The following is a 20,441-nucleotide window of genomic DNA, read 5'->3' on the forward strand; positions in this document are numbered from 1 at the left end:
GCAACGTCCGGGACCGGGCCGCCCTCGACCCGAGCAGCAGGAGGTACGTCATGCGGATGGACGAGTCGGCGTTCCGGCTGGACGGCCGCGTCGCCGCGGTCACCGGCGCCGGCAGCGGAATCGGCCAGGCGGTCGCACAGACCCTCGCCCGCGCCGGCGCCGCCGTGGTGGTCGCCGACATCGACGCCGAACGCGGCGCGGCGACCGTCGCCGACATCACCGTCGCCGGCGGACGGGCCAGCTTCCAGTACACCGATGTCAGCCGTCGGGCCGACCTGGACGCCCTGGCCACCGCCGCCGTCGACCGGTACGGCGGCCTCGACATCCAGTGCAACATCGCCGGCGTGCCGTCCCTGGTCCGCGAGTTGACCGAGGTCACCGGCGCGGACCTCGACGCCGAGCTCGCGATCAGTGTCAAGGGCGTGCTGTACGGCTGCCAGGCCGCCGCGACGGTGATGACGCGCCAGGGCCGCGGGGCCATCGTCAACATCTCGTCGACCGCCGCCGATCTGCCCGCCGCCGGCTACGGGCTCTACCACCTCGGCAAACTCGCCGTCGTCGGGATGACCCGGACCCTCGCCCTGGAGCTCGGCCCGAAAGGGGTACGGGTCAACGCGATCGCGCCTGGCGCCACCCTGACCAATTTCAGCGCCCGCAACTTCACCGCCGCCGACGGCACCGTCGACGAGGAGCGGCGCAGCCAGTGGCTGGCCGGCATGGCGGCCCGCTCGCCGCTGAACATCGTCGGGGAGCCGCAGGACCAGGCGCTGCTGGTGCTCTATCTGGTCTCCGATGCCGCCCGGTTCGTCACCGGGCAGTTGATCCGGGCCAACGGCGGATGGTCGATGGGGTGACGCCGACCAGCGTCCACGGAAGGAATGCGATGACGTCCCGACCCGAGTTCGCCGCCCGTACCGCCGGGATGCGTCCGTCGAAGCTGCGGGAGCTGGTCGCGGCGGCGGCCCGGCCGTCCGCCGGCGACGTACCCGGGCCGGCGCTGCTGTCGCTCGGCGGCGGGCTGCCGCCGGCCGAGGCGTTCCCGGCGCGGGCGGTCGCCGCAGCGGCCGAGCGGGCGCTGGCCGGCGGGGCCGGCTCCGCCCTGCAGTACTCGGCCACCGAGGGCGACCCGGACCTGCTCGACCTGGTCGGTGCCGACCTGGCCGGCCGGCTGCGGCTGCCCGATCCGACCGGGCGGTTGCTGGTCACCACCGGTTCGCAACAGGCGCTCGACCTGATCGGCAAGGTGCTGCTGGACCCCGGTGACGTGGCGGTGGTCGAGTCGCCGGCCTACGTCGGGGCGCTGCGGGCGTTGGCCGGCTACCAGCCGAGGATCGTCGAGGTGCCGGTCGACGACGACGGGATGGACACCGAGGTGCTGGCCGGGCGGCTACAGGCCGGGCTGCGGCCGAAGCTGTGCTACCTGGTGCCGAACTTCTCCAACCCGAGCGGACGCACCCTCACCGCGCGACGGCGTACCCGACTGGCGCAGCTCGCGGCCCGGTACGGTTTCCTCGTCGTCGAGGACGACCCGTACGGCCAGCTGCGGTTCGCCGGAGTCGACCTGCCGCCGGTCGCCGCCGACGACGCCGAGCAGGTGGTCTACCTCGGCAGCTTCTCCAAGCTGGTGGCACCCGGGCTGCGGGTCGGCTACCTGGTCGCACCGAGGTGGCTGCACCGGGCGCTGGCGGTGGCCAAGCAGGCGACCGATCTGAACTCCGCCGCGTTGAGCCAACGGCTGCTCGTCGAGCTGCTGACCGACCCGGACTGGTTCGCCGGGCACCTGGCCTGGCTGCGGGACCTGTACCGGGCCCGGGCCGAGGCCCTGACCGGGGCGGTGGCCGACCGGCTGGCCGGTCGGCTGGTCACCTCGATGCCGGACGGCGGGATGTTCGTCTGGGCCGGCGTCCAGACCCCGGAGATCGACGCGTTGGCCCTGGCCCGCGCCGCCATGCGCCGGGCCGTTTCGGTGGTCCCGGGTAACGAGTTCTCGCTGGCGGACGCCTACCCCCGGCAGCTGCGCCTGTCGTTCAGCATGCTGGGCCCGGCGGGTCTGGTGGCCGCGGTCGACCGCCTCGGGGATGCTTTCGACGACCTGACGGCGTCCGGGTGAGTCCGGCAATGCCGGACCCGCCCGGACATGCCGGGTGGGACCGGGCGGGTCCGGGCGGCGACGACCGGTCAGTCGGCCGGCTGGGCGGCGGTGGTGAACCGGGGCACCGGCCAGGTGGTCGGCGAGCTGGTGCTCCAGAGCACCTGGTGCACCCGTTCGCTGATCCGCCAGCCGTCGCCGGTGCGGACCAGCCGGTCGGCGTAGTGCAGCCCCCGGTGCACCACCTCGTGGCCGTCGGGCACCGGCCGGACCAGGTGGGCAACCGTGTACGAGCTCGCGACCGCCGAGTCGCCGTCGACCTCGACGGTGGCCGAGCCGACCACGTGCTGGCTGGCGGCCAGTCGGGCCAGCGGCGCCATGTGCGCGACGATGTGGCGCACCCCGCGCGGCAGCCGCTTGCCGGAGTACTCGGCCTGGGCGTCGTCGGTGAAGCAGCCGCCGACCGCCTCGAACTCACGCCGGTCGCAGCACTGCGCGTACCGGTTCAACAACTCGACGATGGCCGCTCGGTCATCGGCGTATCCGGGCATCATGCACACCTTTCGACGGGGCGCCGCGGCGCGGCACCGTCAATTCGAGGACAGGAGATCGGGTCATGGACACGTCACGGACGCAGGGTCGGGTCATCGACCCGCTGACCGCCGACCGGCTTGCCATCGCCGACGTGGTCAACCGGTACTTCATGGCGATCGACAGCCGGGACTGGGACCGGCTGCGCGGCTGCTTCACCGACGACGTGGAGGGGATCTACGAGGGGGTACGGGTGGCCGGCGGGATCGACCGGATCATGGCCTTCTTCACCGGCCAGTCGCCGGTCCGGTTCCCACTGGAGATCGTCGACCTGCGGGCGTCGATGCACTTCATCGGCAACCACTTCGCCGAGGTGACCGGCGACCGCGCGGTGGCGCAGACCTACGCCCAGGCCCACCTGATCGACCGGCCGGCCGCCGGCCCCCGGATGCGCACCCGGGGTCTGCGTTACCTCGACGAACTGGTCCGGGTCGACGGCCGCTGGCTGATCAGCCGCCGGGAACACGTGCTGGACTGGATGCGCCGCGACGACCTGCTCGTCGCGCCGGCCGCTGCGGACTGACCCGCCCGTCACGGCCGCGACCGGCCGGCGGTGGGTCCGTCGGCCGGCGCGTCCTGCGGAAAGTGGCAGGCGACGTACTGGTCCGGGCCGGTCTGGCGCAGCTGCGGCTCGGTACGGGCACAGACATCCGCCGCGCGTGGACACCGGGTGCGGAACCGGCAGCCGCTGGGCGGGTCGAGCGCCGACGGCAGCTCACCGCTGGTGCGGGCCGGGGCCGGGGAGCCGTCGTCCAGCTCCGGGATCGAGCGCAGCAGCAGCGCCGTGTACGGGTGGGCGGGCCGGGCGAACAGCACGTCCGGCGGGGCGACCTCGCAGATCTTGCCCAGGTACATCACCACGATCCGGTCGCTGACCCGCTTCACCACCGCCAGGTCGTGGGCGACGAACAGCAGCGTCAGTCCGTACCGCTGTTTCATCTCCTCCAGCAGGTTGAGGATCTGGGCCTGTACCGAGACGTCCAGCGCGCTTACCGGCTCGTCGCAGAGCACCACGGCCGGTTCCAGCACCAGGGCGCGGGCGATGCAGACCCGCTGGCACTGCCCGCCGGACAGTTCGTGTGGTCGCCGGTCGCCGACCAGCCGGGGGTCCAGCCCGACGGCGTCGAGGACCTCGTCCACCCGCCGCCGGGCGGCGGGACCGCCCTCGCGGTGCCAGATCCGCAGACCTTCGGCGACGATGTCCCGGACGGTCCGGCGGGGGTTGAGCGACGAGATCGGGTCCTGGAAGATCATCTGGAGTCGGGTGCGGGTGCGGCGCAGCCGCTCGCCGTGTAGCGCCGTCAACTCGGTGCCGTCGAACCGGACCGAACCACTGGTCGGTGGGGGCAGCTGCAGGATCGCCCGGCCGGTGGTGGACTTCCCGCAACCCGACTCGCCGACCAGGCCGACGGTCTCCCGGACCCGGGCGTCGAGGCTGATCCCGGAGACCGCCTGCACGCTGCGTCCCCGCCCGGCCGGGAACCGTACGGTCAGGTCCTCGACCCGCAGCACCACGTCATCGGTGTCGCGCAGGTGCGCCTTGCCGGTGCCGGCCATCAGTTCACCGCCCCGTCGAGGGTGGACCGGTCGGTGGGGACCGGTGCGAGGTCCAGTCCGGCCCCGGTCCGGCCGTCGGCGAGGTTCTCGGCGAGCGCGCGGTCGCCGGCCTCGGTGCCGACCGGGTAGAAGCAGGCGTACCGGTGCCCGGGTTCGTCGGCCAGTGCCGGGTCCTCCTGCTGACACCGGGGCCGGGCCTGCCGGCAGCGGGGGGCGAAGCGGCAGCCGGGCGGCGGGTGCACCAGGTCGGGGGCGCCGCCGGCGATCACCTCCAGCGGGGTGTGGCTGGGCTGGTCGATCCGGGGGGTCGAGCGCAGCAGGGCCGCCGTGTACGGGTGCCGGGTGTGCCGGAACAGCTCGGCGGTCGGACCGATCTCGGCCACCCGGCCGGCGTACATGACCATGGTCCGGTCGGTGCGGCCGGACACCACGGACAGGTCGTGACTGATCAGGATCATCGCCATCCGCAGTTCGGTGCGCAGCCGGGCGAGCAGGTCGAGGATCTCCTTCTGCACGGTCACGTCCAGCGCGGTGGTCGGCTCGTCGGCGATGAGCAGCTTGGGTGAGCAGGACAGCGCGATGCCGATCATGACGCGTTGCCGCATACCGCCGGAGAGTTCGTGCGGGTACTGCCTCAGCCGCCGGACCGGCTCACTGATGCCGACCTCGGCGAGCAGTTCGGCGGCGCGGGTGTCGGCGGCGCGTCTGCTGAGGCCGAGGTGGTGACGCATCGGCTCGGTGAGTTGCCGCCCGATGGTGCGGACCGGGTTGAGTGACGTCATCGGATCCTGGAACACCATGGCCACCTCGGCGCCCCAGAAGTGCCGGGCGGCGGCGCCTCGACGGTCGCGGACCTCGTGTCCCTCGAACAGGATCCGACTTTCCGCCGCGACCTGCGCCTGCCGGGGCAGGATGTTCATGACGGTGCGGACCAGCACCGACTTGCCGGAGCCGGATTCGCCGACGACGCCGAGCGCCTCGCTGGGCGCGAGGGTGAAGGAGACCCCGTCGACGGCGCGCAGCACACCGCGCGGCGTCGGGAAGCTCGTGGCGAGGTTCTCGACGGCGAGCAACGGAGCCGGTTCATCGGATCGCACGTTGCCAGCCTAACAAGCGCTTGGTACTTTGAGCGAGACCCCGTTACCTGCCTGAAACGTGGAGACCCGATGACCGACGACGAACTCGACGAACTGATCGCCGTAGTCCAACTGCCCGAGCGGACCCCGGACACGGTCGAGCAGCGGGTGGCCCTCGCCGAGGACCACCGCCGGATCGCCGACCTGGTGATGCTCTACGGCTGGCTGTGCGACCGGCGCCGCTGGGACGACCTGCTGGAGTACTACACCGACGACTTCGAGCGGCAGCTGCGCGGCACCCTGAACGAGACCGTCAAGGGCAAGGAGAAGCTCCGCGAGCTGTACTTCCGCCCGGTCCTGCCCCGCTCCGGTGACGCCGACGGGCCACCGTCCGCCGACGTGATCAACTCCTACGAACTGCGTCACCTCATCCACCCTCCAGTGATCCGGGTCGCCGATGACGGCCGGACCGCCTCGGTCGCCGCCGTGTACAGCCTCGTCGCGACCAGCGGCGACGGTCCGCAGTTTCGCCGCGGTGAGCACGAAGGTGCCTACCTGTTCGGCATGCGACGTGAGCCCGACGTCGGCTGGCGCTTCGCCACCATGGTCGTGATCAGCGAAAACGCCCGCAACCCCCTGTTCCAGAAGGGCTGACGCGATGCCCGGAAGTTTCACCGGAAAGGTTGCTCTGGTCACCGGCGCCGGCCGGGGGATCGGTCGGGCCACCGCGCTGCGGTTCGCCGCCGAGTCAGCGACGGTCGTCGTCAACGACATCAATCCCGACGGCATCGCCGAGACCCGGGCGGCCGCCGACGACCTGCCCGGTCGGGCGGTCGCCGGTCGGGCCGACGTCACCTCGGCCGACCAGGTGGCCGACCTGGTCGCCGAGGTGGCCGACCGGTACGGCCCGGTCGACATCCTGGTCAACAACGCCGGTGGAGCACTGCCCGGAGCCGCCTGGGCGGCGGTGGCCGACGCCAGCATCGAGGACTGGAGCGGATTCCTCGCTCTGAACCTCACCTCGGCGTTCCTCTGCGCCCGGGCCGTGCTGCCCGGCATGCTGGCAGCCGGGCGCGGGCACATCGTCGGCATCGGCTCCATCTCCGGCACCAACGGCCAGGTCAACGGTGCGGCCTACGCCGCCGCCAAGGCCGGGATGAGCGCCCTGGTCGCCTCGATCGCCAAGGAGTACGGATCCCGCGGGGTCTCGTCGAACGGGATCGTCGTCGGCAACGCGCCGTTTCCCAACCGGAGCCCGGACCGCCAGCAGCATCTCGATCGTGCGGTGCACCTGGGCCGGGTCGGCGGGTACGACGAGTTCGCCGCAGCCATCGCCTTCCTGTGCTCGGAGGACTCGTCGTACCTGTCCGGGGCGATGGTCCCGGTCGACGGCGGATTCCACCGGTCCAACTTGTTGTGACGTACTGGTCGCTACCACCGGTAGCTCGGCTCACGGTATCCACCGAACAGTCCACCAGGGACACCGAACGCTGGAGTGTCGGCCCCCCAGGCCATGATCGTAGGCCGTAGTCTGGCGTACATGGCCCCTGGACGCCACCGTCAGTGGCTGACCGCGCTGCGATCCTGGGTGAAGGTCGGCGCGAACCAGCCGTTGCTGCCGGTGGTGCGCCGGGCCTTCCTGGCCTTCCTACTGACCTGCCTGGCCATTGTAGTTCCACAGTGGCTGATCTCACCGGTCGTCGAGCCGAGCCGGTCCTGGCCGGTGCTGCCCGCTGTCGGCGTACTGGCGGTGCTCGCCGTGCGGCTGTACCGGCGGGAACGCCCGACGATCGCCCACGACCTGCTCGCCGCCGTCGCTGTCGGCGTGGTGATCTGGGCAGTCGGGGCGTTACCGGCCGGCGGGGTGCTGTTCGTCGGCACCGCGCTGCGCGCGCTCTACGGCGGCCTGCCCGCGGCGTTGCTCTCGGTCGGGTTCACCCTCGCGGCGATGACCACCGGCGTGCTCGCCGCCGGCGGCACCCTGACTGAGGTGCAGCTCGGCCAGTACGGCCCCGGACTGCTGCTGTCGTCGTTGGCGCTGCGCCTGGTGCTGCTCGCGGTCCGCCGGTACGAGGCCGGCACGGCGGCCCGGTTCGAGGCGGTCGTCCGGTCGTCGCGCGACGTGATCGTGCTGACCGACCGGGACACCACGGTCAGCTACCTGAGCCCGGCGGCGGCGGACGTGTTCCGGCTCACCGACGGGCTGCCCGGCGACCGGCTGCTGTCCTGGATCGTCCCGGCGGACCGGCCCGTGGCCGACGCCTGGATTTCGCGGTTGCTCGGCGAAGCCGGTGCGGCGGAGACGCTGCAGTGCCGGGTCCCGGCCCCGGACACCGGGCAGCCGGCCACGGTCGAGATCAGCGGGCAGAACCTGCTGCACGATCCGAACGTCCACGGGCTGTTGTTCGCCGTCCGTGACATCACCGAGCGGGTGCGGCTCACCGAGCGGCTGCGCCATCAGGCGTACCACGATCCGCTGACCGGCCTGGCCAACCGGGCCCTGCTGCGGGAACGGCTGGCCGCGGCGCTCGGCAGCACCACCGACGTCGCGTTGCTGCTGGTCGACATCGATTCGTTCAAGGTGGTCAACGACGCTCTCGGCCACCAGGCCGGTGACGACCTGCTGGTCGAGGTCGCCGGCCTGCTGCGGCGCCGGTTGGCGGCCACCGACCTGCTGGCCGCCCTCGGCGGTGACGAGTTCGCGGTGCTGCTGACTGCCGAGCGGGCCGCCGCCCGCGACACCGAGCGGATCGCCGACGACCTGTTGGCGGTCTTCGACCGGCCGATCGAGGTGGCCCGCCACCTGCGGCTGATCGGCGCCCGGGTCGGCATCGCGGTCAGCGACGGCGACGCCGACGCCGACCGGCTGATGCGCGAGGCCGACATCGCGTTGCAGATCGCCAAGGGCGCGTCCCGGGCCCGACGGGTGCGGTACCGCACCGAACTGCACCAGCCTGCGGTCGACCGGGTGCGCCTGCAGGTGGAGGCGCAGGACGCGTTGTCGCGGCGCGAGTTCGTCCTGCACTACCAGCCGATCCACGCCCTGTCCGACGGTGCGGTACGCGGCGTGGAGGCGCTGGTCCGATGGCGTCACCCGCAGCGCGGCATGGTCCGGCCCGACCAGTTCATCCCGCTGGTCGAGGACAGTGGGCTGATCGTTCCACTCGGCCGTTGGATTCTCAGCCAGGCCTGTGTCACCGGTGCCGGATGGCAGCGGCTCAGCGGCCGACCGCTGCAGATCAACGTCAATGTCAGTGTGCGCCAGTTCATGCTGGGCGACGTGGTCGCGGACGTGCTCGCCGCGTTGGAACGTTCCGGCCTACCGCCGGCCACGCTGACCCTGGAGATGACCGAGAGCGTCCTGGCCACCGAGCACGACGCGATCGAGTCGCAGCTGTCCGCGCTGCGTCGACTCGGCGTGCGGATCGCCCTCGACGACTTCGGCACCGGATTCAGCTCCCTCGGCCACCTGCACCGCTATCCGATCGACGAGTTGAAGATCGACAAGATTTTCGTGGGCCGGATCGGCGCCGAGGATCCGACCTGCCTGCCGGTGGTCCGGGCGATCCTGGCGATGAGCCGAGGGCTACGGCTCAGCACGGTGGCCGAGGGGATCGAGAACGACGATCAGCGGGCCGAGCTGACCGCGATGGGCTGCGAGTTCGGGCAGGGGTTCGGCCTGTCCCGGCCGGTGGAGGAGCCGGCCCTGCGGGCCCTGCTGCGCCGGTCCGCCGTGCCGTAGCGGCCCGGACCGAGACCAGCGTGTCGGGTGTCGGGTTCAGACGAGGGTGTCGGCGAGGGTCTCCGGGGCGAACAGCTCCGCCGGGTCCAGCCGCCGCCGGGCCAGGCCCTGCTCGTGCGAGTAGCGCAGGAACGTCTCCAGCACCGTCCGGTTGGGTTCGACGCCGTACGGCCAGAAGTCGTCGCCCAGCAGCGCCGCCGCTTCCTCCGCGGCCGGCACCACCCACGGCAGGCTGACCTTCAACGCGGTCACCTCCCGCAGCTCGGCGTAGACCCGGTCCTTCGCCTCGGTGAACGCGTCCAGCAGCGCCCGGGCCAGCCACCGGTGCCGCTGGTAGACGTCGCGGCGCAGCACCACCGTGTGCATGATCGGGAAGATGCCGGTGGCCCGCAGGTACGCCCGTTCGGCGGCGGCCGGGTCGGCGAACAGTCGACGGACCTGGTCCGGTCCGCCCCTCGGGTCGAACGACCGGGGTGCCCGGGCGGTGTAAAGGGCGTCGATCGCGCCGGTACGCAGCAGCCCGTCGAGCGTCTCGCCCACGCCGATCGGCCGTACGTCGAACCGGTCCGGCAGGTCCAGCCGCAGCTTCTCCTGCCGGCCGGCGTGGTGCAGACCACCGGTGCGGTAGCCGACCCCGTCCACCGGCAGTCCGTGGTGTTCGGCCAGGATGCCGCGGATCCAGACGGCGGCGGTCATCTGGTACTCCGGGATCCCGACGGTACGGCCGGCCAGCTCGGCCGGGTCGCGGACCGTCGACGACGGCGCCAGGTAGATCGAGCCGTGCCGGAACACCCGCGACGGGAAGACCGGGATCGCCACGAACGGCGGTTCGTCGGCGAACAGCGACAGCACGTACGACGACAGGGACATCTCGGCGACGTCGAACTCCTGCCAGCGCAGCATCCGGAAGAAGGTCTCCTCCGGTGACAGCGGCAGGTAGGTCAGGTCCACGCCGGTCGGCCGTACGGTGCCCTCCCGCAGTGCCCGGGTGCGGTCGTAGTCCCAGCAGGCCAGGCTGATCGGCAGCCGGTGTGCCATGGTGCCTCCAATCCTCGCAGCGATGTAAACATCCTCAGTGGAACGCCGCGCCGCCGTCGACGTTGACCGTCTGTCCGGTGATGAAGTCGCTGTCCGGCCCGGCCAGGAAGGCGACCACACCGACCAGGTCGGCCGGCACCTGCCGCCGTTTGATCGCCTGGCCGGCGACGATCGCCGCCTCCTGCTCCGGGGTGACGGTGGCCCGTGGGATCTCGGTCCGGGTGGCGCCGGGGGTGACCGCGTTGACCCGTACCCCGGCCGGGCCCAGCTCGGTGGCCAGCGCCCTGGTCATCCCGATCAGCGCCGCCTTCGAGGTCACATAGTGCAGGTAGTGTGGTCGGCCGATCCACACGGTGGCCGACGAGATGTTGACCACCTTGCCGTAGCCGGCCTGGCGCATCACCGGTGCCACCGCCCGGGTGCACAGGAACGGGCCACGGACGTTGACCGCCATCACCCGGTCCCACTCGGCCGGGTCGATCTGGTCGAACGGCCGCATCGCCAGAGTCGAGAAGATCGCCGCGTTGTTGACCAGGACGTCGATCCCACCGAACGCCTCGGTGCCGCGCCGGACCATCGCCGCCACGCTGTCCGGGTCGGCGACGTCGACCTCGACGGCGAGCGTGCCGTCGCCGATCTCGGCGGCGACGGCACCGGCCGCCCCGGTGTTGCGGTCGGCCACCACCACCCGCGCCCCGTCGGCCGCCAGCCGGTGCGCGAAGGCCCGGCCGAGCCCCTGTCCGCCGCCGGTGACGATGGCCACCCGGCCGGCCAGCCGGTCAGCCATCGCCGAGCCGGGACAGTTCGGTACGGGCGTCCATCGGCTGCCACCACGGCTCGACACCCAGGTCGCGGGCGATCACCCCGGCGGCGATGTACCCGGCGCCGCCGCTGATCGCCCCGTTGGGGTGGCAGGCCGAGCCGGCCAGGTAGAGGTTCGGCAGCGGGGTGCGGTAGCCGAAGTGGTTGTGCAGCACCTGGTCGGCGCTGAGCGCCCCCATGAAGATGTCGCCGTGCCGCATGTTGATCAGTTCCTGCGCGTACTCGTAGGCGGTGTAGGTGTACGAGCCCAGCACGGTGGCGTCGGTCAGGTTGGGCGCGTACTCCCGCCACCTGTCCATGATCGACGCGGCCATGTCGCCCTGCATGCGGCGCAGGTTCTCGTGGTCGCCGTCGGGTGCCCACGGCACCACGTGCCAGGCGTACGCGGTGTGTTTGCCCGGCGGCGCCTGACTCGGGTCGAGCACGCTCAGCGCCCCGGCACCGAACTGGACGTTGGTCGGCACCCGACCGTTGTCCACGTCGTCGTGCGCGGCCATCAGACTGGCGATGGTCTCCGAGCCGATGTTGTACTTCAGCGCCCCGTTCACGTGCGGGTCGAAGGCCGCCGAGGTGTACGCCGGGGCCTCGTCGAGCGCCAGGTGCAGGCCGAACAACGTCCAGCCGGTGTAGTGGAACTTGTCCAGCCGGGCCAGGTAGTCGGCGGGCAGCTGGTCGCGGCCGACCAGCGTCTCCAGGGTCTGGTGCAGGTCCAGCGTGCTGGCCACGAACTGGCGGGCCCGCATCGAGCGCCCGTCGGCGAGTTCGATGCCGGTGGCCCGGCCGCCCTCGACGACGATCCGCTCGACGTGCGCCTGGTTGACGAAGTGTCCGCCGGCGGCGATGAACTCCTCCATCAGCCCTCGGGCCAGGTTCCAACTGCCGCCGGCGCACAGCTCGTAGCCGGTGGTCAGGTCGAAGGCACGGATCAGCGAGCCGAGCGGGCTGTGCGTACCGAGCGTCTCGTGCAGCACGGTGCCGAACAGTGACAACTTGAACAGGAACAGCACCTTGACCCGCTCGTCGGTGAACAGCTCCTCGACCACCTCGCCGGGTTGCCGCCGGGTCAGCTCCAGGAAGTCACGACCCAACGCGGTACGGCCGAGCAGCTCGTCGCGGTCGTCCGGGCTCAGCGGCTCACTGAACCGCTCGCGCAGGAAGATCCGCTGGGTCATCTCCTCCGCCTTGGCGTTCCACTCCCGGAACGTGTCGGCGTCGGCCTTGCTGAACCGGCCGATGCTGGCGAGTGTCTCGTCGAGGTCGCGGGAGAAGACCAGCGCGCTGCCGTCGCGGTGCGGCTGGGCGAACTCGTACCGCGGCGTCAGGTAGCGCACCCGGGCGGACAGCCCCAGGTCACGGAACCACGGCGTCGAGGTGACGCTGAAGTGGTTGATCGAGTGCAGGTTGTGCTGGAAACCGGGCAGGGTCCGTTCCTCGGTGCTCAGCCCGCCGCCGTGGCGCAGCCGCCGTTCGACCAGGAGCACCCGCAGCCCGGCCCGGGCCAGGTAGGTGCCGAGGATCAGGCCGTGCTGGCCGGCCCCGATGATGATGCCGTCGTAGGTGTCGGCCGGGTGGTCAGTGGTCGCCACGGTCGCCTCCTCGTGGGTCGTTCGTCGGTCCCAGGTGGACGGTTACCGACTTGGGCTGGGTGAACGAATGCAGTTCCTCGACGCTCTCCTCGCTGCCGAGGCCGGAGTCCTTGACCCCGCCGAACGGCAGGCCGGCGAAGTGCCGGGACGCGGTGTTGATCCACACGTAGCCGGCGTCGACCGACCGGGCCCAGCGGTGCGCCCGACCGACGTCGCCGGTCCACACGCTGGCGGTCAGGCCGTACGGCGAGTCGTTGACCATCCGCAGCGCCTCCCGCTCGTCGTCGAACGGGGTGACGCAGAGCACCGGCCCGAAGATCTCCTCGCGGGCCAGCGGGTTGTCCGGCGGCACGTCGACGAAGACGGTCGGCTCCACGTACGCGCCGGGCCCGTCCGGCAGGCCACCGCCGGTGGCCACGGTCAGCCCGGTGTCGCGACCCTGCCGCAGGAAGCCGGCGATTCGGTCCCGGTGGGCGGCCGAGACCATGGTGCCCATCTCGGTGGCCGGGTCCAGCGGGTCACCGACCCGCACGGCGCGGGTGCCGGCCACCACCCGCTCGACGACCTCGTCGACGAGCGAGCGGTGCACCAGCAGCCGGGAAGTGGAGCCGCAGGACTGCCCCCCGGTCCAGTGGAAGTTCATCCCGGCGACCGCGCCGGCGCTGGCGGCGGCCACGTCGGCGTCGGCCAGGATCACCATCGGGTTCTTGCCGCCCAGCTCCAACGACACCTGTTTGACGCCGTGCGCGGCGGCGGTGCGCAGCACCGCCCGGCCGGTACCGGTGCTGCCGGTGAACGCGATCCGCCGCACCAGTGGGTGGCCGACCAGCGCCGGCCCGACAGTGGCGCCGTCGCCGGTCAGCACCGCCAGCACCCCGGCCGGGAGCAGCTCGGCGACCAGCTCACCGAAGCGCAGCGCGGACAGCGGCGTCTGATCGGGGGCCTTGAGCACCACCGAGTTGCCGGCCAGCAGCGGTGCCGCGACCCGGGAAGCGGCGAACATGACCGGATGGTTGTACGGCACGATCCGGGCGACCACGCCGTACGGCCGTCGGGTGGTGTAGTGCAGATGGTCGTCGCCGCCGGGCAGGGTCCGGCCGCCGAGCTGGTCGGCCCAGTCCGCGAACCGGTCCAGCAGCTCGGCGGCGAGGTCGACGTCGGCGGTCATCGCGGTCACCGGGTTGCCGCCGTCGGCCGCGTCGAGGTGACCGAGTTCGGCGCGGTGTGCGCGCAGCACGTCGGCCATCGACCGTAGTACGGCGGCCCGTTGGCGGGGCGGGGTGGCCGCCCACTGCGGTTGTGCGGCGTGTGCCGCCCGTACGGCCCGGTCGACGTCGGCGACGGTGGCGGCGGGTGCCCGGCCGAGCACCGCGCCGGTGGCCGGTGACCGGGTCGGGGTCGCCCCGCCGTCGCCGGCCGGGACCAGCCGACCGTCGATCAGCAGACGCCAGTCGCGTCCGGGGTCGGGGATCATCGCGCCTCGTCTCGGCTCGTCGTCGGGGTGGCGGTCGGCGCGTCCGGCGCCAGGTGCGCGGTGGGACTAGTAGTTGGGTTCGCAGTGGGGTTCACGGTGGGGGAGGAGCCGCGCTGGGCGGCGGTGTGGCCGAAGAGCCAGTCGGTGGACCGGTAGTCGGTCGGTCCACGGTGGGCCAGCGCGTCGTCGCGAAGTGCGGCGGCGACGCCGTCGACGTGCCAGATGTCGCCCCAGGCGCGGGCGTTGCGCTGCACCCGGGCGGTGCGGGGGGCCCGTTCGCGGACGAACTCCCGCAGCGCGAGGTGGACCGGCGCGTCGGCGTTGATCGGCCCGGCGGGCAGGTGCCGGGTGACGGCGGCGGCGAGCGCGGCGGCGTCCTCCAGCGCCTGGCAGGCGCCCTGGGCCAGGTACTGCAGCATCGGATGGGCGGCGTCGCCGAGCAGGGCGACCCGGCCGCCGTGCACCCAGTCGTCGATCGGCGTTCGGTCGTACATCGGCCACCGCTGGTCGGTCCGGATCGCCTGGACGGCGGTCCGCACGTGCGGACAGGCCCGGGAGAACGCCTCCTGCAGCTCAGCCGGGCCGCCCCAGTCCGGGTCGCCCTGCCGGTACCGTTCGCTGCGGAACACCGCGACCTGGTTGTAGTAGCTGCCGCCGCGCAGGGCGTACTGCACGAAGTGCATCCCGGGGCCGATGAAGGCGACCACCTCGGACAGGTCGGCGGTCCGGCTGGCCTGTTCGATCGGGATCGCGCCCCGGTAGGCGACGTAGCCGCTGCATTCCGGCTTGTCGTCGCTGACCAGGGCGCGGAACCGGGAATGCAGGCCGTCGGCGGCGACGACCGCCCGAGCGCGGTAGCGCTGCCCGCCGGCGCAGTCGATCTCGACGGCGTCCGGGCCGGGCCGGATCGCGGTCACCTCGCGGTCGGGTTCGAGTACCGCGCCGGCCTCGGCGGCCCCGGCGAGCAGCAGGTCGAGCAGGTCACGGCGGTGCGCGACGACGTACGGGGCCAGGTAACGCTCGGTGAACGGCCCGGTGAGGTCGAGCCGGTTCAGTTCCCGGCCGGTGCGGGCGTCGGCGAGAACCAGGTGTCGGGGCGCCAGCCCGGCGGCGATCAACCGGTCGAGCAGGCCCCACTCGCGCAGCAGCCGGGTGGCGTTGGGGGCGAGCTGGATGCCGGCACCGACCTCGCCGAAGGCGGCGGCCCGTTCCAACACCCGGACCTGCCGCCCGGCGCGGGCCAGGGCGAGAGCGGTGCCGAGCCCGCCGATGCCGCCACCGACCACGATGAACTCATCGGTCTGCCCGTCGCTGGCCGTCAACGTGCCTCCTGGTGGGTGTGGGCGGGACCGGTCTGCGGACGCGGGGCCGGCCGAGGTTGCCCGACGCTAACCCCGCTTCTGTTCAGAAGAATCTGCGTCGACCGGCGTTTCTGGTCAGCAGAACGACCGCCGGTCGTCGGGCTACCGGTCGGGTCGACCGTGGCGTACCAAGCGCTTGTTAGGGTACGCTGCCCGCCATGTCGCCCCGAGACTCCGCCACCCCGCAGGCCGTGATCGTCGCCGCCGCCCGCTCGCCGATCGGCCGGGCGCGCAAGGGCTCGCTCGCCACGCTGCGCCCCGACGACCTCGCCGTGGACATCACCCGGGCCGCGCTGGCCCAGGTGCCCGCCCTGGACCCGGCGCAGGTGCAGGACGTCCTGCTCGGGTGCGCCCAGCCGGCCGGTGAACACGGCCACAACCTGGCCCGGATGGTCGCCGTCGGGTTGGGCCTGGACGGCACTGCGGGCACCACCGTGCAGCGCTACTGCGCCTCGTCGGTACAGACCACCCGGATGGCCTTCCACGCGATCCGGGCCGGGGAGGGCGACGTCTTCGTCTCCGCCGGGGTGGAGATGGTTTCCCGGTACGAGGCCGGCAAGTCGGACAATCTGCCGGGCACCCGCAACGAGCGGTACGCAGCCGCCGGTGCCCGCAGCGCGGCGCGCGCCGCCGGCGACGGTGGGCGGTGGCAGGACCCCCGGGACACCGGGGCGCTGCCGGATCCGTACATCGCGATGGGGGAGACCGCCGAGAACGTCGCGCAGGTGTACGGGGTGAGCCGGGCCGACCAGGACGAGTTCGCGGTGCGCAGCCAGAACCTGGCCGAGCAGGCGATCGCCGACGGCTTCTACGCCCGTGACATCACCCCGGTGACGTTGCCGGACGGCACGGTCGTCGACCGCGACGATGGCCCTCGCCCCGGGGTCCGGTTGGCGTCGGTCGCCGCGCTCAAGCCGGTGTTCCGCCCGGACGGCACGGTCACCGCCGGGAACTGCTGCCCGCTCAACGACGGTGCCGCGGCTCTGGTGGTGATGAGCGCCGCCCGGGCGGCCGAGCTGGGCGTCACCCCGCTGGCCCGGATCGTGGCCACCGGTGTCTCCGCGCTCAGTCCGGAGATCATGGGCCTGGGCCCGGTGGAGGCGACCCGGCGGGCGTTGGGGCACGCCGGGCTGACCATCGGCGACATCGACCTGGTGGAGATCAACGAGGCCTTCGCCGCCCAGGTGCTGCCCTGCGTGCGGCTGCTCGGCATCGATCCCGACCGGGTGAACGTCAACGGCGGGGCGATCGCGGTGGGTCACCCGTTCGGGATGACCGGTGCCCGGATCACCACCAGCCTGATCCGGGCGCTGCGCGAACGTGACCGGCAGTTCGGGCTGGTCACCATGTGCGCGGCCGGTGGTCAGGGAATGGCGATGGTGATCGAGCGGGCGAGCTGAACCCGGGCTGGCCAACCAATCAAGCGCTTGGTACATTGCGGGTGCGCCGGTTCCGGCGTACCCGCACCCGTGACCAGCCAGGATCGAGTAGGTGGCGATGACCGACAAACGGATGACCGCCGAGCAGGTGGTGAGCGAACTGCGCTCCGGCATGACCATCGGCATCGGCGGCTGGGGCTCGCGCCGCAAGCCGATGTCCCTGGTCCGGGCGATCCTGCGGTCGGACCTCGAGGACCTGACCGTCGTCACCTACGGCGGCCCCGACGCCGGCCTGCTGCTCGCCGCCGGCAAGGTCCGCCGGCTGGTGTACGGCTTCGTCTCGCTCGACTCGATCCCGCTGGAGCCGCACTTCCGGGCCGCCCGCCAGGCCGGCGCCGTCGAGGCCGTCGAGTACGACGAGGGCATGCTCTACCTCGGCCTGTACGCCGCCGCCTGCCGACTGCCGTTCCTGCCCACCCGGGTCGGACTCGGCTCCGACCTGATGCGGATCAACCCGGACCTGCGGACCGTGCGCTCGCCGTACGACGATGAGGAACTGCTCGCCGTGCCGGCGCTGCGGCTGGACGCCGCCCTGGTCCACCTGCACCGCGCCGACATCCACGGCAACGCCCTCTGCCTCGGGCCCGACCCGTACTTCGACGACCTGTACTGCGCGGCCGCCGACCGCGCCTACGTCTCCTGCGAACAGGTCGTGCCGACCGAGCAGCTCACCCCGGCGTCGGCGGTGCTGGTCCGCCGCCACCAGGTCCGCGGCGTGGTCCCGGCCGCGCGGGGGGCCCACTTCACCTCGTGCGACCCGGACTACCCGCGCGACGAACCCTTCCAGCGGGAGTACGCCGCGGCGGCCGGCACCGAGCAGTGGGCCGCGTTCCGGGACCGCTACCTCGACACCGACGAGGCCGGCTACCAGCGGGCCGTCGCCGACCGCAACGAGTGGACGGAGGTGGCCCGGTGAGCGCACCGGCCGAACCGACCCGCGCCGAGGTGTGCGTCGTCGCCTGCGCCGAGGCGTGGCGCGGCGACGGGGAGATCCTGGCCAGCCCGATCGGGCTGGTGCCGACGGTCGGCGCCCGGCTGGCCCGGGCCACCTTCTCCCCGGATCTGCTGCTCACCGACGGCGAGGCCGCGCTCGGCGTCGGCACCTGGCCGGTCGGCGGATCCCCGGCACAGACCGAGGGGGCGCTGCCGTTCCGGCAGATCTTCGAGCTGATCTGGTCCGGCCGCCGGCACGTGATGATGGGACCGGGCCAGATCGACCGGTACGGCAACATCAACATCTCGGCGATCGGCGACTTCCACCGGCCCAAGGTTGCCCTGCTCGGAGTACGGGGCGCGCCGGGCAACACGGTCAGCCACCCGTGCAGCTACTGGGTGCCCCGGCACAGCCGCCGGACCTTCGTCGAACAGGTCGACCTGGTCTGCGGCATCGGCTACGACCGGGCGGCCTCGGCCGGGACGTCCGCGGCACGCTTCCACCAGCTGCGCCGGGTGGTGAGCGACCTGGGGGTCTTCGACTTCACCGGTCCGGACCACCGGATGCGACTGGTCTCGACGCATCCCGGCGTGACCGTCGAACAGGTCCACGAGGCGACCGGGTTCGAGCTGTGGACCGACGGGGAGGTGCCGCAGACCCGGCTGCCGACGGCGCAGGAGCTGACCCTCATCCGTACCGTCATCGACCCGGCCGGCCACCGCGACGCCGAGGTGCGGCGATGACCGACCGCCCGGCGCGGCCGGCCGCCGGCCCGACCCGGACCCACCCGGCGCTGCGTACCCCGATCTGCGAACTGTTCGGGGTGCGCTACCCGATCGTGCAGACCGGCATGGGCTTCGTCTCCGGCCCCCGGCTGGTCGCCGCCACCGCCGAGGCCGGCGGGCTGGGCATCCTCGCCGGCGCCACCCTCGACCTGCCCGACCTGGCCGCCGCGATCGCCGAGATCCGGCGGAACACCACGCGGCCGTTCGGGGTGAACGTGCGGGCCGACGCCGCCGACGCCGCGCAGCGGATCGACCTGCTGATCCGGGAGAACGTCCGGGTCGCCTCGTTCGCCCTGGCCCCGAAGCCGGAGCTGGTCGCCCGGCTGCGCGACGCCGGGGTACGGGTGGTGCCCTCGGTCGGTGCCCGCCGGCACGCCGAGAAGGTGGCCGCCTGGGGTGCCGACGCGGTCATCGTGCAGGGCGGCGAGGGTGGCGGCCACACCGGAGCGGTACCGACCAGTCTGCTGCTGCCGCAGGTGGCCGACGCCGTCGACATCCCGGTGATCGGCGCCGGCGGGTTCTTCGACGGCCGGGGGCTGGTCGCCGCCCTCGCCTACGGCGCGGCCGGGGTGGCGATGGGCACCCGGTTCCTGCTCACCAGCGACAGCACGGTCAGCCCGCAGGTACTGCGGCGCTACCTCGACGCCGGGTTGGACGGCACCGTGGTGACCCGGGCGCTCGACGGCGTACCACAGCGGGTGCTGCGTACCGACTTCATCGACCGGCTGGAACGCGCCGGGCCGGCCCGCCGACTGGTCCGCTCGGTCCGCAGCGCCGCCCGGTTCCGGCGGCTCACCGGCACCCCATGGCGGCACCTGCTCACCGAGGGCCGGGCGATGCGCCGCAACCGGGAGCTGACCTGGGGCCAGGTGCTGCTCGCCGCGAACACCCCGATGCTGCTGCGGGCCGCGATGGTCGACGGCCGGGCCGACCTCGGGGTGATGGCGACCGGGCAGGTGACCGGGTTGATCGACGACCTGCCCAGCTGCGCCGAACTGATCGACCGGATCGTCGCCGAGGCGTCGGCGGTGCTGGACGGACTGCAGGAGGGACGAGCCGATGGCGACCGTTGAACCACCGACCGGACGCACGCCCACCGGACGCACGCCCACCGGACGCATGCCCACCGGACGCACGCCCACCGGGCCGCGCCCGCCCGGCGGGGCGGCCGGGGCGCAGCCGCCGGTCGGGCACGGCCTGCTCGCCGGCCGGACCGTGCTGGTCACCGCCGCCGCCGGCACCGGCATCGGCGCGGCGACCGCCCGACGCTGCGCCGAGGAGGGTGCCCGGGTGGCGATCAGCGACCGGCACGAGACCCGGCTGCGGTCGACCGCCGCCGAGCTCGCCGCCGCCACCGGTGTCGAACCGCTCGCCGTCGTCTGCGACGTGACCGTCGAATCCCAGGTCCAAGCCATGATCGACCAGGTCGTCTCCGGCTACGGCCAGCTCGACGTGCTGGTCAACAACGCCGGCCTGGGCGGCACCGCCCGGATCACCGAGATGACCGACGACCAGTGGCACCGGGTCCTGGATGTCACCCTGACCGGTACCTTCCGGTGCACCCGCGCCGCGCTGCGGCACATGATGCCGCGCGGCAGCGGCGTGATCGTCAACAACGCCTCGGTGCTCGGCTGGCGGGCCCAGCAGGGCCAGGCGCACTACGCCGCCGCGAAGGCCGGGGTGATGGCGCTGACCCGGTGCAGCGCCGTGGAGGCCGCCGAGGCCGGGGTCCGGGTGAACGCCGTCGCGCCGAGCCTCGCCATGCACGCCAACCTGGCCAAGGTCACCGACGACGCCCTGCTGGCCACGCTGGCCGACCGGGAGGCGTTCGGCCGGGCCGCCGAACCCTGGGAGGTGGCCAACGTGATCGTCTTCCTGGCCAGCGACTACGCCTCGTACCTGGTGGGCGAGGTGCTCTCGGTCAGCAGCCAACACCCGTGAGGACCC

19 protein-coding genes are annotated in these 20,441 nt (G+C 72.8%); 11 read left to right on the forward strand and 8 right to left on the reverse strand.

What is annotated here, in order from left to right; translation table 11 throughout:
* Positions 1–50 precede the first annotated feature (50 nt).
* On the forward strand, positions 51–854 hold the full coding sequence (locus O7543_RS03200) for an SDR family oxidoreductase (protein WP_281555261.1): 804 nt from the start codon (positions 51–53) through the stop codon (positions 852–854).
* Positions 855–883: 29 nt separating this feature from the next.
* On the forward strand, positions 884–2,110 hold the full coding sequence (locus tag O7543_RS03205; RefSeq protein WP_281555260.1) for a PLP-dependent aminotransferase family protein: 1,227 nt from the start codon (positions 884–886) through the stop codon (positions 2,108–2,110).
* A gap of 68 nt (positions 2,111–2,178) precedes the next feature.
* Here the strand turns inward: O7543_RS03205 and O7543_RS03210 are convergent, their stop codons facing one another.
* Positions 2,179–2,643 (reverse strand): nuclear transport factor 2 family protein, encoded by a 465-nt coding sequence (locus O7543_RS03210; RefSeq protein ID WP_123602222.1) that lies wholly within the window; start codon positions 2,641–2,643, stop codon positions 2,179–2,181.
* 62 nt (positions 2,644–2,705) lie between these two features.
* Between O7543_RS03210 and O7543_RS03215 the strand changes: the two genes are divergently transcribed.
* Positions 2,706–3,203 (forward strand): nuclear transport factor 2 family protein, encoded by a 498-nt coding sequence (locus O7543_RS03215; RefSeq protein ID WP_281555259.1) that lies wholly within the window; start codon positions 2,706–2,708, stop codon positions 3,201–3,203.
* Positions 3,204–3,211: 8 nt separating this feature from the next.
* Here the strand turns inward: O7543_RS03215 and O7543_RS03220 are convergent, their stop codons facing one another.
* Both O7543_RS03220 and O7543_RS03225 read right to left on the reverse strand, forming a co-directional pair.
* The gene (locus O7543_RS03220) at positions 3,212–4,237 is read right to left on the reverse strand and encodes an ABC transporter ATP-binding protein (protein ID WP_281555258.1); all 1,026 of its coding nucleotides are present in this window, start codon (positions 4,235–4,237) and stop codon (positions 3,212–3,214) included.
* On the reverse strand, positions 4,237–5,334 hold the full coding sequence (locus O7543_RS03225) for an ABC transporter ATP-binding protein (protein WP_281555257.1): 1,098 nt from the start codon (positions 5,332–5,334) through the stop codon (positions 4,237–4,239). The genes O7543_RS03220 and O7543_RS03225 overlap by 1 nt, the downstream gene beginning before the upstream one ends.
* A gap of 69 nt (positions 5,335–5,403) precedes the next feature.
* On the opposite strand from O7543_RS03225, the gene O7543_RS03230 reads away from it, so the two are divergent.
* The 3 genes from O7543_RS03230 (at position 5,404) to O7543_RS03240 (ending at position 9,055) form a co-directional block, all read left to right on the forward strand.
* A complete protein-coding gene (locus O7543_RS03230) occupies positions 5,404–5,967 on the forward strand; it encodes a nuclear transport factor 2 family protein (protein ID WP_281555256.1) in 564 nt (187 codons plus the stop codon).
* Positions 5,968–5,971: 4 nt separating this feature from the next.
* Positions 5,972–6,733, forward strand: coding sequence for an SDR family oxidoreductase (locus tag O7543_RS03235; RefSeq protein ID WP_281555255.1), 762 nt, complete (start codon positions 5,972–5,974; stop codon positions 6,731–6,733).
* Between the two features lie 120 nt (positions 6,734–6,853).
* On the forward strand, positions 6,854–9,055 hold the full coding sequence (locus O7543_RS03240) for a GGDEF domain-containing phosphodiesterase (protein WP_281555254.1): 2,202 nt from the start codon (positions 6,854–6,856) through the stop codon (positions 9,053–9,055).
* 36 nt (positions 9,056–9,091) lie between these two features.
* Here the strand turns inward: O7543_RS03240 and O7543_RS03245 are convergent, their stop codons facing one another.
* From O7543_RS03245 to O7543_RS03265, 5 genes are read right to left on the reverse strand one after another with little or no spacing between them, the layout of a single operon-like run.
* A complete protein-coding gene (locus O7543_RS03245; protein ID WP_281555253.1) occupies positions 9,092–10,093 on the reverse strand; it encodes a hypothetical protein in 1,002 nt (333 codons plus the stop codon).
* A gap of 34 nt (positions 10,094–10,127) precedes the next feature.
* Positions 10,128–10,880 carry a 3-oxoacyl-ACP reductase family protein gene (locus tag O7543_RS03250; protein ID WP_281555252.1) on the reverse strand — a complete coding sequence of 251 codons (753 nt, stop codon included), beginning with the start codon at positions 10,878–10,880 and terminating at the stop codon, positions 10,128–10,130.
* Positions 10,873–12,501 carry an NAD(P)/FAD-dependent oxidoreductase gene (locus O7543_RS03255; RefSeq protein ID WP_281555251.1) on the reverse strand — a complete coding sequence of 543 codons (1,629 nt, stop codon included), beginning with the start codon at positions 12,499–12,501 and terminating at the stop codon, positions 10,873–10,875. Before O7543_RS03255 ends, O7543_RS03250 begins: the two co-directional genes overlap by 8 nt.
* Complete coding sequence (locus tag O7543_RS03260; protein ID WP_281555250.1) at positions 12,488–13,975, reverse strand: aldehyde dehydrogenase family protein; 1,488 nt, start codon at positions 13,973–13,975, stop codon at positions 12,488–12,490. Before O7543_RS03260 ends, O7543_RS03255 begins: the two co-directional genes overlap by 14 nt.
* Positions 13,972–15,297, reverse strand: coding sequence for an FAD-dependent monooxygenase (locus O7543_RS03265; RefSeq protein WP_281555249.1), 1,326 nt, complete (start codon positions 15,295–15,297; stop codon positions 13,972–13,974). Before O7543_RS03265 ends, O7543_RS03260 begins: the two co-directional genes overlap by 4 nt.
* 197 nt (positions 15,298–15,494) lie before the next feature.
* Here O7543_RS03265 and O7543_RS03270 point away from each other — a divergent pair, with 197 nt between their 5' ends.
* The 5 genes from O7543_RS03270 (at position 15,495) to O7543_RS03290 (ending at position 20,435) form a co-directional block, all read left to right on the forward strand.
* Entirely contained in the window at positions 15,495–16,736 is a 1,242-nt protein-coding gene (locus tag O7543_RS03270) for an acetyl-CoA C-acetyltransferase (protein ID WP_281555248.1), read from the forward strand.
* 97 nt (positions 16,737–16,833) lie between these two features.
* Positions 16,834–17,691, forward strand: a complete 858-nt coding sequence (locus tag O7543_RS03275) for a CoA-transferase (RefSeq protein WP_281555247.1) — start codon at positions 16,834–16,836, stop codon at positions 17,689–17,691.
* A complete protein-coding gene (locus tag O7543_RS03280; RefSeq protein WP_281555246.1) occupies positions 17,688–18,452 on the forward strand; it encodes a CoA-transferase in 765 nt (254 codons plus the stop codon). Before O7543_RS03275 ends, O7543_RS03280 begins: the two co-directional genes overlap by 4 nt.
* Positions 18,449–19,567: a nitronate monooxygenase gene (locus O7543_RS03285; RefSeq protein ID WP_281555245.1), complete on the forward strand. Its 1,119-nt coding sequence runs from the start codon at positions 18,449–18,451 to the stop codon at positions 19,565–19,567. Before O7543_RS03280 ends, O7543_RS03285 begins: the two co-directional genes overlap by 4 nt.
* Positions 19,554–20,435: an SDR family oxidoreductase gene (locus O7543_RS03290; protein ID WP_281555244.1), complete on the forward strand. Its 882-nt coding sequence runs from the start codon at positions 19,554–19,556 to the stop codon at positions 20,433–20,435. The genes O7543_RS03285 and O7543_RS03290 overlap by 14 nt, the downstream gene beginning before the upstream one ends.
* The last annotated feature ends 6 nt before the right edge of the window (positions 20,436–20,441 follow it).

Source organism: Solwaraspora sp. WMMA2080 (genome assembly GCF_027497395.1).
Lineage (GTDB): Bacteria > Actinomycetota > Actinomycetes > Mycobacteriales > Micromonosporaceae > Micromonospora_E.

Excerpts from the sequence above, each read along its gene's own strand:
- O7543_RS03275 (WP_281555247.1), top strand. The coding sequence starts at position 16,834 with ATGACCGACAAACGGATGACCGCCGAGCAGGTGGTGAGCGAACTGCGC.
- O7543_RS03200 (WP_281555261.1), top strand. The coding sequence starts at position 51 with ATGCGGATGGACGAGTCGGCGTTCCGGCTGGACGGCCGCGTCGCCGCG.
- O7543_RS03285 (WP_281555245.1), top strand. The coding sequence starts at position 18,449 with ATGACCGACCGCCCGGCGCGGCCGGCCGCCGGCCCGACCCGGACCCAC.
- O7543_RS03205 (WP_281555260.1), top strand. The coding sequence starts at position 884 with ATGACGTCCCGACCCGAGTTCGCCGCCCGTACCGCCGGGATGCGTCCG.
- O7543_RS03220 (WP_281555258.1), bottom strand. The coding sequence starts at position 4,237 with ATGGCCGGCACCGGCAAGGCGCACCTGCGCGACACCGATGACGTGGTG.
- O7543_RS03230 (WP_281555256.1), top strand. The coding sequence starts at position 5,404 with ATGACCGACGACGAACTCGACGAACTGATCGCCGTAGTCCAACTGCCC.
- O7543_RS03215 (WP_281555259.1), top strand. The coding sequence starts at position 2,706 with ATGGACACGTCACGGACGCAGGGTCGGGTCATCGACCCGCTGACCGCC.
- O7543_RS03250 (WP_281555252.1), bottom strand. The coding sequence starts at position 10,880 with ATGGCTGACCGGCTGGCCGGCCGGGTGGCCATCGTCACCGGCGGCGGA.
- O7543_RS03245 (WP_281555253.1), bottom strand. The coding sequence starts at position 10,093 with ATGGCACACCGGCTGCCGATCAGCCTGGCCTGCTGGGACTACGACCGC.
- O7543_RS03260 (WP_281555250.1), bottom strand. The coding sequence starts at position 13,975 with ATGATCCCCGACCCCGGACGCGACTGGCGTCTGCTGATCGACGGTCGG.
- O7543_RS03240 (WP_281555254.1), top strand. The coding sequence starts at position 6,854 with ATGGCCCCTGGACGCCACCGTCAGTGGCTGACCGCGCTGCGATCCTGG.
- O7543_RS03235 (WP_281555255.1), top strand. The coding sequence starts at position 5,972 with ATGCCCGGAAGTTTCACCGGAAAGGTTGCTCTGGTCACCGGCGCCGGC.
- O7543_RS03210 (WP_123602222.1), bottom strand. The coding sequence starts at position 2,643 with ATGATGCCCGGATACGCCGATGACCGAGCGGCCATCGTCGAGTTGTTG.
- O7543_RS03270 (WP_281555248.1), top strand. The coding sequence starts at position 15,495 with ATGTCGCCCCGAGACTCCGCCACCCCGCAGGCCGTGATCGTCGCCGCC.
- O7543_RS03290 (WP_281555244.1), top strand. The coding sequence starts at position 19,554 with ATGGCGACCGTTGAACCACCGACCGGACGCACGCCCACCGGACGCACG.